This is a genomic window from Aldersonia sp. NBC_00410, assembly GCF_026342035.1.
In the GTDB taxonomy this organism is placed as follows: domain Bacteria; phylum Actinomycetota; class Actinomycetes; order Mycobacteriales; family Mycobacteriaceae; genus Aldersonia.
Genome location: NZ_JAPENM010000001.1, coordinates 12,423 through 26,741 on the forward strand (window position 1 = coordinate 12,423; position 14,319 = coordinate 26,741).

General features: G+C 66.8%; 14 protein-coding genes. 1 reads left to right on the forward strand and 13 read right to left on the reverse strand.

The genetic code is table 11. The annotated features are described in order from the left end of the window. Positions 1-3: 3 nt before the first annotated feature. Genes OG921_RS00020 through OG921_RS00055 form a run of 8 tightly spaced genes read right to left on the reverse strand, consistent with a single transcriptional unit; the run spans position 4 to position 8,748 of the window. Positions 4-1,209 (reverse strand): acetyl-CoA C-acetyltransferase, encoded by a 1,206-nt coding sequence (locus tag OG921_RS00020; protein ID WP_266110310.1) that lies wholly within the window; start codon positions 1,207-1,209, stop codon positions 4-6. Next, a complete protein-coding gene (locus OG921_RS00025) occupies positions 1,206-1,856 on the reverse strand; it encodes a CoA transferase subunit B (protein WP_266110311.1) in 651 nt (216 codons plus the stop codon). The genes OG921_RS00020 and OG921_RS00025 overlap by 4 nt, the downstream gene beginning before the upstream one ends. Next, the gene (locus OG921_RS00030) at positions 1,853-2,611 is read right to left on the reverse strand and encodes a CoA transferase subunit A (RefSeq protein WP_266110312.1); all 759 of its coding nucleotides are present in this window, start codon (positions 2,609-2,611) and stop codon (positions 1,853-1,855) included. Before OG921_RS00030 ends, OG921_RS00025 begins: the two co-directional genes overlap by 4 nt. A gap of 18 nt (positions 2,612-2,629) precedes the next feature. Then, positions 2,630-3,442: a CoA ester lyase gene (locus tag OG921_RS00035; protein ID WP_266110313.1), complete on the reverse strand. Its 813-nt coding sequence runs from the start codon at positions 3,440-3,442 to the stop codon at positions 2,630-2,632. Continuing rightward, positions 3,439-3,939 carry a MaoC family dehydratase gene (locus tag OG921_RS00040; protein ID WP_266110982.1) on the reverse strand — a complete coding sequence of 167 codons (501 nt, stop codon included), beginning with the start codon at positions 3,937-3,939 and terminating at the stop codon, positions 3,439-3,441. The genes OG921_RS00035 and OG921_RS00040 overlap by 4 nt, the downstream gene beginning before the upstream one ends. A gap of 11 nt (positions 3,940-3,950) precedes the next feature. Beyond that, a complete protein-coding gene (locus OG921_RS00045) occupies positions 3,951-5,114 on the reverse strand; it encodes an acyl-CoA dehydrogenase family protein (protein WP_266110314.1) in 1,164 nt (387 codons plus the stop codon). Between the two features lie 2 nt (positions 5,115-5,116). Continuing rightward, positions 5,117-7,168 carry an acetyl/propionyl/methylcrotonyl-CoA carboxylase subunit alpha gene (locus OG921_RS00050; RefSeq protein WP_266110315.1) on the reverse strand — a complete coding sequence of 684 codons (2,052 nt, stop codon included), beginning with the start codon at positions 7,166-7,168 and terminating at the stop codon, positions 5,117-5,119. A gap of 5 nt (positions 7,169-7,173) precedes the next feature. Next, a complete protein-coding gene (locus tag OG921_RS00055; protein WP_323182623.1) occupies positions 7,174-8,748 on the reverse strand; it encodes a carboxyl transferase domain-containing protein in 1,575 nt (524 codons plus the stop codon). 153 nt (positions 8,749-8,901) lie between these two features. On the opposite strand from OG921_RS00055, the gene OG921_RS00060 reads away from it, so the two are divergent. Then, positions 8,902-9,558 carry a TetR/AcrR family transcriptional regulator gene (locus tag OG921_RS00060; RefSeq protein ID WP_323182663.1) on the forward strand — a complete coding sequence of 219 codons (657 nt, stop codon included), beginning with the start codon at positions 8,902-8,904 and terminating at the stop codon, positions 9,556-9,558. Positions 9,559-9,561: 3 nt separating this feature from the next. Here OG921_RS00060 and OG921_RS00065 read toward each other — a convergent pair whose 3' ends face one another. The 5 genes from OG921_RS00065 to OG921_RS00085 all read right to left on the reverse strand — a co-directional run bounded on the left by OG921_RS00065 (position 9,562) and on the right by OG921_RS00085 (position 14,273). Next, entirely contained in the window at positions 9,562-9,831 is a 270-nt protein-coding gene (locus tag OG921_RS00065; RefSeq protein ID WP_266110316.1) for a GlsB/YeaQ/YmgE family stress response membrane protein, read from the reverse strand. Between the two features lie 122 nt (positions 9,832-9,953). Then, entirely contained in the window at positions 9,954-10,490 is a 537-nt protein-coding gene (locus OG921_RS00070) for a DUF779 domain-containing protein (protein WP_266110317.1), read from the reverse strand. Further along, positions 10,490-12,013 carry an aldehyde dehydrogenase gene (gene adh, locus OG921_RS00075; RefSeq protein WP_266110318.1) on the reverse strand — a complete coding sequence of 508 codons (1,524 nt, stop codon included), beginning with the start codon at positions 12,011-12,013 and terminating at the stop codon, positions 10,490-10,492. Before adh ends, OG921_RS00070 begins: the two co-directional genes overlap by 1 nt. 124 nt (positions 12,014-12,137) lie before the next feature. Continuing rightward, on the reverse strand, positions 12,138-13,427 hold the full coding sequence (locus OG921_RS00080; RefSeq protein ID WP_266110319.1) for a transcriptional regulator: 1,290 nt from the start codon (positions 13,425-13,427) through the stop codon (positions 12,138-12,140). A 90-nt stretch (positions 13,428-13,517) separates the two neighbouring features. After that, entirely contained in the window at positions 13,518-14,273 is a 756-nt protein-coding gene (locus OG921_RS00085; protein WP_266110988.1) for an MBL fold metallo-hydrolase, read from the reverse strand. Positions 14,274-14,319: the final 46 nt, after the last annotated feature.

Sequence of the window (14,319 nt, forward strand, 5' to 3'; positions counted from 1 at the left end):
GAATCAGGCAGTCTTCGACCGGAGGATCAGGGCGTCACCCTGTCCGCCGGCACCACAGAGCGCCGCCGCTCCGATGCCGCCGCCACGACGCTGCAGTTCGAGCGCGAGGTGCAGCGCGATGCGCGCGCCGGACATGCCGATCGGGTGACCGATCGCGATCGCGCCACCGTTGACATTCACCTTCGCCGGATCGACGCCCAGTTCCCGGGTCGAGGCGATACCGACTGCGGCGAACGCCTCGTTGATCTCGATGAGGTCGAGATCCTTCGGGTCGATGCCCTCACGCTCGCAAGCGTGGGCGATCGCACGGGCCGGCTGCGACTGCAGCGTCGAATCCGGGCCGGCGACGTTGCCGTGCGCGCCGATCTCGGCAATCCAGCTCAGTCCGAGCGACTCCGCCTTGGCCTTGCTCATCACCACGACTGCAGCGGCGCCGTCGGAGATCTGCGAGGCGCTACCTGCGGTGATCGTGCCGTCCTTCTTCGCGAACGCCGGGCGCAGCTTCGACAGCGACTCGACGGTCGTATCGCCGCGCACGCCCTCGTCGGTGGTCACGACGATGGGGTCGCCGCGACGCTGCGGGATCGTTACCGGCACGACCTCGTCGGCGAACAGCCCGTCCTTCCAGGCCCGAGCTGCCTTCTGATGAGAGTCCGCGGCGAACGTGTCCTGCTCCTCGCGGGTGAGGCGCTGATCTTCGTCCTGGTTGCGCTGCTCGGTGAGGTTGCCCATCGGCTGGTCGGTGAACACATCGTGCAGACCGTCGTAGGCCATGTGGTCACGCATGGTGACATCGCCGTACTTGAAGCCCGCGCGGCTGTTCTCGAGCAGGTGCGGCGCCCGCGTCATCGACTCCTGGCCGCCGGCCACGATGACGTCGAACTCGCCGACCCGGATCAGCTGGTCGGCGAGCGCAATGGCGTCGATACCGGACAGGCACATCTTGTTGATCGACAGCGCCGGAACGTTCATCGAAATCCCGCCGGCGACAGCGGCCTGTCGGGCCGGCATCTGCCCGGCCCCGGCGGACAGCACCTGCCCCATGATCACGTATTCGACCTGGTCAGGCGAGACGCCGGCCTTTTCCAGGGCGCCCTTGATGGCAACCCCGCCAAGGTCGGATCCGGACAGGTCCTTCAACCCGCCCTGCAACCGCCCAACCGGGGTCCGCGCCCCGGCGACGATGACGGAAACGTTGTCCTTGCTCATTTGCTCGTCCCTTCGAGTTCTACCTTCAGCTCCACACCGGTGGCGGCCTGCACCTGTTCGACGGTCACGTCGGGTGCGAGTTCACGCAGGATCAACCTCCCGCTTTCGATGTCGATCACCGCGAGGTTGGTGATGATGCGGTGCACCACGGCCTGTCCGGTCAAGGGCAGCGAACACGTTTCGACGATCTTCGCGCCACCGTCCCGGTCGTTGTGTTCCATCAGGACGATGACGCGCCGCGCACCGTGCACGAGGTCCATCGCGCCGCCCATGCCCTTGACCATCTTGCCCGGCACCATCCAGTTGGCCAGGTCACCGTTGCGCGATACCTGCATGCCCCCGAGGACCGCGGTGTCGATATGCCCGCCGCGAATCATGCCGAACGACAGTGCCGAATCGAAGAACGCCGCCCCCGGATTGACGGTCACCGTCTCCTTGCCCGCGTTGATCAGGTCGGCATCCACCGCGTCCTCGGTCGGGTACGGACCGGTGCCCAGGATCCCGTTCTCCGAATGCAGCACCACCCGCACGCCCGGCGGCAGGAAGCTCGGGATAAGGGTCGGTAGCCCGATGCCCAGGTTCACGTACTCGCCGTCGACCATCTCGGACGCGGCGCGGGCGGCCATCTGGTCTCGTGTCCAGCTCATCGGTTGCCCTCCGTCCGAACGGTGCGCTTCTCGATGCGCTTCTCCTGCTCGCCCGTGTGCACCACGCGCTTCACGAACACGCCCGGCAGGTGGATCTGCTCGGGGTCGAGTTCACCCGGTTCTACCAGTTGCTCGACCTCGGCGATCGTGATGCGCCCGGCCATCGCGGCGAGCGGGTTGAAGTTCATCGCCGTCTTGTTGAACACCAGATTGCCCTCGGTATCGCCGATCTGCGCATGCACCAGCGCGAAGTCCGCGACGATCGACTCCTCGAGCACGTATCGCTGTCCACCGAACACGCGAGTCTCCTTCGGTGGCGACGCAAGCGCGACCGAACCGTCCGCGTTGTACCGCCAGGGCAGGCCACCGTCCGACACGGGCGTACCGACACCGGCGGGGGTGAAAAACGCCGGAATCCCCGCGCCGCCCGCTCGCATCCGTTCCGCGAGCGTGCCCTGCGGGGTCAGTTCCACCTCGAGCTCGCCCGACAGATACTGGCGCGCGAACTCCTTGTTCTCACCGACGTAGGACGCCGTGACCCGACGGATCTGACCGGCTGCCAACAGAATGCCGAGACCCCAGTCATCGACCCCGCAGTTGTTCGAATACACCTCGAGCGACTTCACGCCGCGCGCGGCGAGAGCATCGATCAATTCGGTCGGATTTCCGCACAGCCCGAAACCGCCAACTGCGAGCGTCGAGCCGTCACCGATGTCCGCGACGGACTCGGCCACCGATTCGTAGACCTTACTCATTCAATCGACCTCCTCTCCTCAGGCGCCTGCGCGCCGAACAATCGCCTCGGCGTGCCGGAACACCGGCGCGTCCACCATCTTGCCCTCGAACTTGAATACGCCGCGCTCGTCCTCGGCGGCGACGAGAACTCGCTTCGCCCAAGCAAGTTCGTCCTCGGACGGTCGGTAACCGTCCCGGACGACCGTGACCTGACTGGGGTGGATGGAGACCTTCGCGTCGAATCCGCTCGCCACCGCGTCGGCGGTCTCGATGCGCAGGCCATCCAGGTCGGGGATGTCGAGATACACCCCGTCGAGTGCGAAACGACCGTAGCTCTTGGCGGCCAGCAATGTGGTCGACCGCATATGCCGGGCCACGTCGCGGTAACTGCCATCCGGATGCCGGCTGGACTTACCGCCGAGTCCGGCGATCAGATCCTCTGCGCCCCACATCGACCCGATCACGTTCGGCGCGGTCATGATCTCCGGCACCCTGAGAACCCCGAGCGGTGACTCCACCAACGCGATCACCGACAACCCGACGAGCGAGCGCACCTGCTCGACGGATTCGGCCTTGGGCAGCATCACGATGCGGTACTCGGTGTCGCGCAGCGCGGCCAGGTCGAGATGCTGATCCTCGGTGCCACCGGGATTGATCCGCACCACGGTGCGCGCGGGGTCGAGCGGGGTGTCCACCAGCGCCCGACGCGCGGAGGTCCGATCGTCGGCGCCCACGCCGTCTTCGAGGTCGAGGATCACCACATCGGCCGCGGCCGCCGCCTTCGCGAACCGCTCGGGGCGATCGGCGGGGCAGAACAACCAGGACGGTCCGGGGATGGGCCAGTCGGTCACGAATTGCTCTCCTTCGTATGTCCGGGGTGCTTGCGGACGAGTGTCTTGCGCACCGCCGTCGCCACAATGTCACCGTGTTGATTGTGCGCGGTATGAGCGAAGGTCAGGATGCCTTCGCCGGGTCGAGACTTCGATTCCCGTTTGTCTGTCACCACGGTTTCCGCATACATCGTGTCACCGTGGAACAGCGGCTTCGGGAAGTTGATCTCGGAAAACCCGAGGTTTGCGACGATGGTGCCCTGCGTCAGCTGGGCGACGGACAGGCCGACGAGCGTGGACAGCGTGAACATCGAGTTCACCAGCCGCTGATTGAACGGCGGCAGGGCGTCGGCGAACGCGGCGTCGAGGTGCAGCGCCTGAGTGTTCATCGTCAGCGTCGTGAACAGCACGTTGTCGGCCTCGGTGATCGTCCTGCCCGGGCGGTGCTTGTAGATGACGTCGGTCTCGAATTCTTCGAACCACAGGCCGCGTTGCACGATGTGCCTGTGCTCGTGCAGGTGCTCGCCGCTCACAGTCCGAGCTCCCGCGCCACCAGCATCAGCTGCACCTCGGTGGTGCCCTCGCCGATTTCGAGGATCTTGCTGTCGCGGTAGTGGCGCGCGACCGGGTACTCGTTCATGAATCCGTAGCCACCGTGGATCTGGGTGGCGTCGCGCGCATTGTCCATCGCCGCCTCGGACGCCACGAGCTTGGCGATCGCGGCCTGCTTCTTGAACGGCTTGCCGGACAGCATCAATGCCGCCGCGTCGTAGTAGGCGGTGCGGGCCGCGTGCGCGCGGGCCTCCATTCGCGCGATCTTGAACGCGATGGCCTGATTGCGACCGATCTCGCGGCCGAACGCGGTGCGTTCGTTGGCGTATTTGACGCTCTCGTCCACACATCCCTGAGCGGCGCCGACGCTGAGCGCGGCAATAGCAATGCGCCCCTCGTCGAGGATGCGCAGGAAGTTCGCGTAGCCGCGGCCTTGTTCGCCGAGCAAGTTCGCCTCCGGGACACGCACATCGGAAAAAGTCAGTGGATGCGTGTCAGAGGCGTTCCAGCCGACCTTGTTGTACGCCGGCTCCGCGGTGAATCCCGGTGTGTCGGTGGGCACCAGGATCGTCGAGATCTCCTTCTTGCCACCGGGCTGGGTGCGAGTCACTGCGGTGACCGTGACCAGCCGGGTGATGTCGGTACCCGAGTTCGTGATGAACTGCTTGTTGCCGTTGATGATCCACTCGCCGCTGTCCAGCTTGGCGGTGGTCTTGGTGCCGCCGGCATCGCTTCCCGCGCCCGGTTCGGTAAGCCCGAACGCGGCAAGCGCGCTACCACTGGTCAACTGCGGCAACCACTCCTGTTTCTGCGCCTCGTTGCCGAAACGGTAGATCGGCATGGCGCCCAGCGACACCCCGGCCTCCAGCGTGATCGCCACGCTCTGATCGATCTTGCCGAGTTCCTCCAGAGCGAGGCAGAGCGCGAAATAGTCCCCTCCCATGCCACCGTACTCTTCGGGGAACGGCAGCCCGAACAGGCCCATCTCGGCCATACCGGCCACCACCTCGTAGGGGAAGGTGTGGTTGGCGTCGTGCTCGGCGGCGACCGGAGCCACCACCGTGTTCGCGAAATCCCGGACGGTCTTGGCGAGTTGTGCATACTCGTCGGGCAAAGATCCGGTGGACAGGTAGTCGGACATGGTTACTCCTCGGCGTCTTTCGTGGCTTCGGCTCCGGACTCGTGGTCGGATTCGGGGGTGTTCGGCACCACCCGCGCCAGCAGTTGATCGACCTTGACTTGTTCGCCCGCCTTGACGAGCAGTTCGACGGTGCCGTCGACAGGACTGGCGAGTGCGTGCTCCATCTTCATCGCCTCCACGACGACAACGGTGTCACCCACACTCACCTCGGCACCGTCCTCGACGGCGACCGCGATCACGCTGCCCGGCATCGGACTGGTCAGTTCGGCCTCGCCGGTGTGCGCGTCGGCGGCACGGATATTCGGTTCGCGGGCCTCGTGCGCCGACCAGGTTCCGCCTGCGCCCGCGATCCACAACTGGTCGTCGTGCTCGACCACGCGGTAGTCGCTGCGCAATCCGTCCACCGCCAGCGCGATTCCTACACTGCTGCGTTCGACCGTCAGCGCGCGGACCGGACCGTCCTCGATCCGCACATCCGCCGCATCCGGACGCCCACTCAGGTGAACGTGGTCGATGCGCGACGGGGTGTGCAGGCGAACCGTCGACACGGCGTGCGCGCCGACCCGCCAACCGGACGGCACGGCCCAGGGATCGGCCGTTTCCGGGACCGGCCACCCGGCGAGCCAGCGGTATGCGGCAGCGGCGATCAGTACTTCGTCGGGAGTGGTTGCCGCCTCGAAGGTTTCGAGCCGGCGGTCGAGCAGTCCGGTATCGAGGGCACCGGCCTGCACCTCCTCGTCGGCCAGCAAGAACCGGGCGAACTCGATATTGGTGACCACGCCGAGCACATGCGTGTCAGCGAGTGCGCGGTCGAGCCGGCGCAACGCCGTCGCGCGGTCCGGACCGTGCGCGATGACCTTGCTCAACATCGGGTCGTAGTCGCTGCCGACCACGGTGCCGACAGCAATACCCGAATCCACCCGCACGCCCGTGCCGCTCGGCTCGACGAGCCCCGCCACCGTGCCACCGGTCGGCAGGAAGCCGCGGGCGGGATCCTCGGCGTACACCCGGACCTCGATCGCGTGACCGTCGAGCGTGACGTCGTCCTGGGCGAAGCCCAGCTTCTCCCCCGCCGCAACGCGCACCTGCCACTCGACCAAGTCGAGGCCGGTGACGAGCTCGGTGACCGGATGCTCCACCTGTAGACGGGTATTCATCTCCATGAAGAAGAACTCGTCGGGCGCATCCGCGGACACGATGAATTCCACGGTGCCCGCGCCGACATAGCCGACGCTGCGCGCGGTGGCGCACGCCGCCGCACCGATGCGGGCGCGGGTCGCCGGGTCGAGCAGCGGCGAGGGTGCCTCCTCGACCACCTTCTGATGGCGGCGCTGCAGGCTGCACTCGCGTTCGCCGAGATGCACCACGTTGCCGTGGGTGTCGGCGATGATCTGCACCTCGATATGGCGCGGACGGTGCACGAACCGTTCGAGGAACAGCGTGTCGTCGCCGAAGGCGGACCCGGCCTCGCGTCGCGCGGAGACGAGCGCGTCGCGCAGCCCGGCGATCTCGGTGACCAGGCGCATGCCCTTTCCGCCACCGCCGGCGGACGGCTTGATCAGCACCGGATAGCCGACCTCGTCGGCTGCGGCAACCAAGTCGTCGTCGGTGAGGCCGGGCCGCGAGATGCCGGGCACGATCGGCACCTCGAACGCGGCGACCGCGTTCTTGGCGGTGATCTTGTCGCCCATCGTCTCGATCGCGCTTGCCGAGGGTCCGAGGAAGGCGATTCCGGCTTCGGCACAGGCCAGTGCGAAGGCCGAATTCTCCGACAGGAAGCCATATCCCGGATGGATGGCCTGCGCGCCGGTGCGCCGTGCCGCGTCGAGCACCTTGCCGATATCGAGATAGCTCTGCGTCGCCTGCGCCGGCCCGATGTGCACGGCTACGTCTGCCTCGCGCACGTGCAGCGCTCGGGCGTCGGCGTCGCTGTAGACGGCAACCGAGCGAATGCCGAGCCGGCGCAGCGTGCGGATCACCCGCACGGCGATCTCACCGCGGTTGGCGACGAGCACGGTATCGAAAAGCTGGGTAGCAGAAGTTGTCACGTTCATTTGCATCACATCCGGAAGACGCCGTAGGAGACCGGCTCGAGCGGCGCTTGTGCACACGCCGAAAGAGCCAGTCCGAGCACTGTTCTGGTATCCGCTGGGTCGATGATGCCGTCGTCCCACAACCGCGCGGTGGAGTAGTAGGGGCTGCCCTGATGCTCGTACTGGGCCCGGATCGGAGCCTTGAACCGCTCCTCCTGCTCGGCGGTCCACGGCGTCCCGCTCGCGTCGAGCTGATCGGACCGGACCGTGGCGAGCACCGACGCGGCTTGCTCACCACCCATCACCGAGATGCGGGCGTTGGGCCACATCCACAGGAACCGAGGCGAATACGCGCGACCGCACATCGAGTAGTTGCCCGCGCCGTAGGAGCCGCCGATGACGACGGTCAGCTTCGGCACGCGCGCGCAGGCCACCGCGGTGACCATCTTCGCGCCGTGCTTGGCGATGCCGCCGGCCTCATAGTCCCGGCCGACCATGAACCCGGAGATGTTCTGCAGGAACACCAACGGGATGCAACGCTTGTCGCACAGCTCGATGAAATGCGCTCCCTTGAGCGCCGATTCGCCGAATAGCACGCCGTTGTTGGCGATGATGCCGACAGGATGCCCGTGAATGCGAGCGAACCCGGTGATCAGCGTCTTGCCGTACTCGGGCTTGAACTCGTCGAACTTGCTGCCGTCCACCACGCGGTCGATGACCTCGTGCACGTCGTAGGGGGTCCGCGAGTCGGTGGGCACCACGTCGTACAACTCCCCCGGGTCGGCGAGCGGCTCGATGGTCGGCGCGACCTCCCACGGCCGCGCAGCGCGCGGGGCGAAGGTCGACACGATATCGCGCACGATCCGCAGTGCGTCGCGGTCGTCCTCGGCGAGATGATCGGTGACGCCGGAAACCTTCGAATGCAGTTCCCCGCCACCGAGTTCCTCGGCGGTCACGACTTCGCCGGTTGCCGCCTTCACCAGCGGTGGCCCGCCGAGGAAGATGGTGCCCTGATTACGCACGATGATCGCCTGGTCGCTCATCGCAGGCACGTACGCGCCACCGGCGGTGCAGGAACCGAGCACCGCGGCGATCTGCGGGATGCCCTTGGCGCTCATGGTCGCCTGGTTGTAGAAGATGCGGCCGAAGTGCTCGCGATCGGGGAACACGTCGTCCTGCATCGGCAGGAACGCACCGCCCGAGTCGACGAGATAGAGGCACGGCAGCTGATTCTGCAGCGCGATCTCCTGCGCGCGCAGATGCTTCTTCACCGTGACCGGGTAGTACGTTCCGCCCTTCACGGTCGCGTCATTGGCGACGATCACGCATTCACGGCCGGAGACCCGGCCGATTCCGGTGATGATCCCGGCACCAGGGCAATCGTTGTCGTACATCCCATCGGCCGCGAGCGGCGCGATTTCGAGAAACGGACTGCCGCGGTCGAGCAACGTGTCGACGCGGTCGCGCGGCAACAGCTTGCCGCGGGACTCATGCCGGTCGCGCGCCTTTGCCGGGCCGCCGAGCGCGGCCGTTGCGAGCTTGTCGCGGAGTTCACCGACGAGCAGGCGATGCTGCTCACGGTAGGTTTGCGTCGCGGTCACGCCACCATCCCCAAGTTTGAGTTAATATAGAATAACTGAAATGAGGTTAGCTGGGCGCGCCCGGTTTGTACAGGCCACCCTCGCGACCACCCGCGGCATTGGCAGGATGTGGCAGTGACGAGGACAGGACAGGGCAGTGACGAGGACAGGGCAGTGACAGGCACCGAGCCGATCCCCGACCCGCCACTGACCGTGCGTGGGCGCGCGAAGGCGGACCGGCGCAGGCAGTTGTTGCGCGCAGCGGCACGTCTCATCGCCGAACGTGGTTTCGCGGGGGTGCGACTCGAAGACATCGGCGCGGCGGCCGGAATCAGCGGTCCGGCCGTGTACCGGCACTTCCCGAACAAAGATGCGCTGCTCGCTGCGCTGTTGGTGGATATCAGCCACCGTCTCCTGGATGGCGGCACGACGGTGGCGGCCGGCGCAAGCGACGCGCACGACGCCCTCATCGGCCTGGTCGAGTTTCACCTGGATTTCGCCTTCGGCGAGCCGGACCTCATCCGGGTGCAGGATCGCGAGCTCACCTCGCTGCCCGACGAGGCACGCCGCGAAGTGCGGGTGACACAGCGCCGCTATGTGGAGATCTGGGTCGACGTGCTGCGCCGGATCGACAGCAGCCTGGACGATTCCGCGGCGCGCGTAATGGCGCACGGGACATTCGGACTGATCAACTCGACGCCACACAGCGCCGATCCCGCCGATCCGGTAACGAGCCGAAAGGTGCTGCAGCGCATGGCATTCGCGGCACTGGACCCTCGAACCCAGCTCGGCCCCGAGCTGATCGCCCGGGGCCGAGATGTGGTCCGCTAGCTACTATCCGGCTTTACTTCGCGAGGCGATCGAGCCGTAGGCGAGGCACAGCACGGCTGCGACGGCGATGCTGATGATCCAGCGGATCCAATCGATTCCGGACGTGTCACCCTCGTCCGAGATCGCGCCCCAAACCCAGTATCCGATCAACGCGCCCGCAATACCGATGAGGACCGTGATCAGAAAACCCATCGGCTGCTTGCCCGGCAGCACCAGCCGGGCCAGAACACCGATGACCGCGCCGAAGATGATGGTGCCGATGATGTCCCACATGGGCCGCTCCGTTCCGAGTCCACGCGACGGCGACGATGCCGTCGACTCTGCCCAATCGACGACGATGCCGTCGACTGTGCCCAGTCACTACCCCGACGGTACCCCGCAGCAAACACGCACTGCTATCGATTCGGTACCGGACAGGCTTCCACAGCCTCGGCGACCACAGTGGGTTCGGCAGCCGGCGCCGGCCGCCTGCCCTGCTCCCAGTCCGCCCCGGTGATCGAAGGTTCGGCGTCGAGGGCGGCGGTCTCCGTTGCCGTGAATGCCCGCGCACGACTGAGGAAGCGCAAGCCCTCCGGCGCTTCGAGGCTGAATCCCGAGCCGCGGCCGGGCACCACGTCGAGGATCAGCTGGGTGTGCCGCCAGGCCTCGAACTGCGGGCCCGAAATCCACACCGGCACAGCATCTTCACCTTCCGGCGTGTCGGTCCGGACCGCACCGGGTGCCAGTCGCAGATCGAGCACACCGACGAGCACGTCGCGGTCGCCGACGATGAATTCCCCATCCAGGTAACACATCGGCGCGGAACCGTCGCAGCAACCACCGGACTGGTGCATCATCAGCGGACCGTAGCCACCGCGGAGGCGACGCAACAGATCCATCGCCCCCGCGGTGGCTACCAGTCGCGGCGCGGACACCACGCGAGCACGGCTCATCAGAAGAAGCCGAGGGCCTTCTGCGAGTAGGACACCAGCAGGTTCTTGGTCTGCTGGTAGTGGTCGAGCATCATGCGGTGGTTCTCGCGACCGATGCCGGACTGCTTGTACCCACCGAACGCGGCGTGTGCCGGGTACTGGTGATAGCAGTTGGTCCACACGCGACCCGCCTTGATGTCGCGGCCCGCGCGGTAGGCGACATTGCCGTTGCGCGACCACACTCCGGCGCCGAGACCGTAGAGGGTGTCGTTCGCGATCGAGATGGCCTCGTCGTAGTCGTCGAACGACGTCACCGACACCACTGGTCCGAAGATCTCCTCCTGGAAGATCCGCATCTTGTTGTGGCCGGTGAAGATCGTCGGCTGCACGTAGAAGCCGCCATTGAGGTCGCCACCGAGCTGTGCACGCTCACCGCCGGTGAGCACCTGAGCACCCTCACCCTTGCCGATCTCGATGTAGGACAAGATCTTTTCGAGCTGGTCGTTGGAGGCCTGCGCACCAATCATCGTGTCCGTGTCGAGCGGATCGCCCTGCCGAACAGCCTTGGTGCGGATCGCGGCCATGGCGAGGAACTCGTCGTAGATGTCGGCCTGAATCAGCGAACGCGACGGGCAGGTGCACACCTCACCCTGGTTGAGGGCGAACATGGTGAAGCCCTCGAGCGCCTTGTCCTGGTAGTCGTCGTTGGCGGCCAACACATCCGAGAAGAAGATATTCGGGCTCTTGCCACCGAGTTCGAGCGTGACCGGGATCAGATTCTGGCTGGCGTACTGCATGATCAGCCTGCCGGTGGTGGTCTCACCGGTGAAGGCGATCTTCGCGATCCGGTTGCTCGACGCGAGCGGCTTGCCCGCCTCGGTGCCGAAACCGTTGACGATATTCACCACACCGGGTGGCAGCAGGTCGCCGATCACGTCGAACAGGAACAGGATCGAGGCGGGCGTCTGCTCGGCGGGCTTGAGCACGATCGCGTTGCCGGCAGCCAGGGCGGGTGCCAACTTCCAGACCGCCATCAGGATCGGGAAGTTCCACGGAATGATCTGACCGACGACACCGAGCGGCTCGTGGAAGTGGTAGGCCACCGTGTCGTCGTCGATCTCCGACAGCGAGCCCTCCTGCGCGCGGATGGCGCCCGCGAAGTAGCGGAAGTGGTCGACTGCCAACGGGATATCCGCGTTCAGCGTCTCGCGGATCGGCTTGCCGTTGTCCCAGGACTCGGCGAGCGCGATTGCCTCGAGGTTCTCCTCGATCCGGTCGGCGATCTTGTTCAGGATCACGGCGCGATCGGCCACCGACGTCTTACCCCACGCCGGGGCCGCGGCGTGCGCGGCATCGAGCGCCTTCTCGACGTCCTCGGCGGTGGAACGCGCCACCTCGCAGAAGTTTTCGCCCGTGACCGGGGTGGGATTGGTGAAGTACTGGCCGTTCGTCGGCGGAACCCACTCGCCCCCGATCCAGTTGTCGTAGCGGGGCTGGAACGACATCAGCGATTCCGGTGCGCCGGGGCGTGCGTAGACGGTCATGCGAACTCCTCGATGGCGTGGTGAAGCGCCGCAGTTGATGAAGCGCTGTGACCCGGACCATAGGGACTCGAACGTTGCAACAACGTTGGGCGTGAGTTCAGGCCTACCCGAGCGGAGCGAGGATTCAGCTGCCGAGTTCGCGATCGAGCACGGCGATCCGCGCCGATGCACGAGCGAATGCCGTCGACCCTGGATCCAGGGCCGCTCGGTACACCGCCCAGAGTTCGCTGTCCTCGCGTCCCTCCGGGGTCGCGAGCCAGCGTCCGAGCTGCCCGGGATCGCCCGCGCGCAGCATCGCGGCACGCATCTGTTCACGCAGGTCCGCGCGAATCCGGACCACCCCCGGGGCGTCCGACGCGGGCAGCACCGGCCCGCGGTAGAGCCCGATGGCCCGCTCGAGGTCACCGCGGTCGAGTGCGTCGCACACATCGCGCACGTCGGAGTTGACCGGCGCGCGAAGCCGATATGGGCGCGACGAAAGCCCTTCGGCGCCATACACTTTGCGCAGCCGCGACACCTCGGCGCGGATCGTCACGGCGTCGAGTTCGTGCTCGTCGAGCAATACCGCCAACTGTTCGGCGCTCAGTCCCTCCGGATGCGCGCCGAGCAGCAGCAGGATCTCGGCATGCCTGCGCTGCAGCGGCGACGGTTGCCCGCCCCGGATGATCGTCGGCGTCGCGGTGCACAGAAACTCGACCCGCGGCGTTTCCGAATCGAACAGGTGCGGACGTTCGAGCAGATGGAAACGCAGTTCGGACTCGACGGTCGCGACCGTGGCCCGGATCAGCGCGAGCACCTCCGGGACGGCGACGCGCGGCCCGCCGGTGATGTCGATGGCGCCGAGGATCTGCCCGGTGTTCGGGTTGTGCACCGGCGCCGCCGAGCAACTCCATTCGTGCACGGCGCGGCTGAAATGCTCGGCTTCGAAGATCTGCACCCCGTGGTCGACGGCGAGCGCGGTGCCGGGTGCGTTGGTGCCGGCGCTGCGCTCGCTCCAATCCGCGCCCTCGGCGAAGTTCATCCGTACCGCGCGGTCCTTGGCGGCGCTGTCCCCCTCGACCCAGAGCAGACGGCCGTTTTCGTCGGTGATCGCCACGATGAGCCCGGATTCGGCGAGATCCTCCACCAGCAACTTGTCGATGACCGGGCGGATGAGCGCCATCGGGTGTGCGGAACGATATCGGTCTAGGTCGACACCCGACAGGACCGACTGCTCGGCCAGCGAATCCGGACTGACCCCGCCACGGTCGCTACGCAGCCAGGAATCCCTGACGACCGCACGTACCCCCGCAGCATCGGCGCTCTCCACGAACGACCGGTGTGCCGCGGCAACCTTCTGGGCGAGCTGCGCGAGATCGTCACCGGGGCGCGTCGCGGCCCACTGGCGGGCAGGTTGCGAACGCTCGATCGACATCAAGATCTTCTTCCCACCTGCCGGCACTCGACGACCGCCTCGGGCGCGAGACCTACCCGGTTGTTGCGTATTCGACCACTGTAACGCGGGTCACGTCCGGAACTGCCCGCCGAGATAGTCGCCGGGGAGCAGCTCGCAGACGTCGAGACCGTCCCTGCGTGCCCGCCGCACGAAGTCCGCTCCCGGACCGAAGAATTTGCCCGGCCGCACCGAATCCATGCCGATCGGCCACAACGTGCCGTAGTGGATCGGGACCGTGCGCCGTGCACCGATGGTCTGCGCGGCGAGGACCGCGCGCTGCGGATCCATATGGCCCGCGCCCAGCGTCGGACCCCAGCCTCCGACCGGCAACAACGCGAGATCGGCATGCGCCACCCACTGCCCGAGATCGGGGTACACATCGGTGTCCCCGGCGAAGTAGGTCTGCGAATCGCCGGACACGACGTACCCGAGGGCCGCGGTGGTGTGCGGGCCGCGACGCCAGCGCCGACCGTCGTGCGCCGCCGGCACCGCCCGGATGGTGACGCCGCCGATCTGCACGGTGTCGCCCGGCTCGACCTCGATGAGCCGGGATCCGACCGCCCGAAGTGCCGGTACCGCGTCCGGCGCACGCCGGGGAACGACAATCGGCACGTCGTCGGCAATCATCCGCAGGGACGGCAGATGCGTGTGGTCGGCATGCAGATGCGACAGCACCACAACGTCGGGGTCGAAGACATGCGGCCCGGTCGGCGGAAGCCCTCGGCGACGACGCAGATGTGCGACGCGCGGAGTGAGCACCGGATCGGTCAGCACGACGGTGCCGCGGTCGGCGATCAGGGTGGTCGCATGGCCGAGCCAGCGCATTCCCGGACCCGCGAAGGCCGCTCCGGAGTCGTCCGCTACGTCGTCC